Origin of the sequence: Lacticaseibacillus zeae DSM 20178 = KCTC 3804 (assembly GCF_000260435.1) — a bacterium.
GTDB classification, from domain to species: Bacteria; Bacillota; Bacilli; order Lactobacillales; family Lactobacillaceae; genus Lacticaseibacillus; species Lacticaseibacillus zeae.
This window is the reverse complement of the sequence record NZ_BACQ01000034.1, coordinates 1-936: the sequence shown is the minus strand read 5'-3', so window position 1 is coordinate 936 and position 936 is coordinate 1. Positions and strand designations below refer to the sequence as shown.

Genomic DNA, 936 nt, shown 5'->3' with positions numbered 1-936 from the left:
TAACCAATGGCGTCAGCCAACTCTACTCCGGTTCTAACCAAGTCTCTGGTGGCTTAAACACCTTAAACGGTCAAATCCCAACGCTAACCAATGGCGTCAGCCAACTCTACTCCGGTTCTAACCAGGTCTCTGGTGGCTTAGGTACCTTAAACGGTCAAATCCCAACGCTCACAAACGGGGTCAGTCAACTCTATTCCGGCTCCAGTCAAGTCTCTGGTGGTTTAAGTACCCTGAACGGTCAAGTGCCGACCCTCACTAACGGAGTCAGCCAGCTGGCCAATGGTGCCGGTCAAGTTGCCAATGGCGTTGGTCAATTGAATGCCAATGTTCCAACGCTTGTATCCGGCGTCAACCAACTCGCGGATGGCACTAGCCAAATCACCGCCCAGAGTGGCACCCTTAAATCCGGTTCCACTCAGCTTAAAAACGGCGACAAAAAGTTTGCCAAAACGCTCTCTAGCAGCGCCAAGAAGGTTAACGGCATCACCGTCACCAGTGATACCAAGAAAATGTTTGCCGCACCAACCAAGATGTCGCAAAAGCATTATTCATATGTTCCTAATTATGGACATGCCCTTGCACCATATGTCTTGAGTCTTGCCCTCTACGTCGGTGCTTTGGTCTTCAACTTCGCCTATCCAATCCGTAAAGTTTCTAAAGCTGATGGCACTGCGACCCAGTGGTTCTTCAGCAAAATCACCATTGGCGCAGTTGTTGCCGTTGCAACCGCCATTGTTGAAGCAACATTGATCATGGCAGTCGGTCTGAACATCGATCACGTCGGACAGTTTTATCTCACCGCGATTCTGTTCTCACTAACCTCGATGTATCTCATTATGTTCCTTTCAATGGCATTTGATAATCCTGGCCGATTTGTTGCGATGGTCGGGTTAATGTTACAACTGGGCGGTTCTGGAGGGACCTTCCCAATGGAGA

At 49.5% G+C, this 936-nt stretch carries 1 protein-coding gene; it reads left to right on the top strand.

Annotated elements, in window-relative coordinates:
• The coding region (locus tag GSO_RS07655; RefSeq protein ID WP_010490771.1) for a YhgE/Pip family protein at positions 1-936 on the top strand (936 nt) is incomplete at both ends.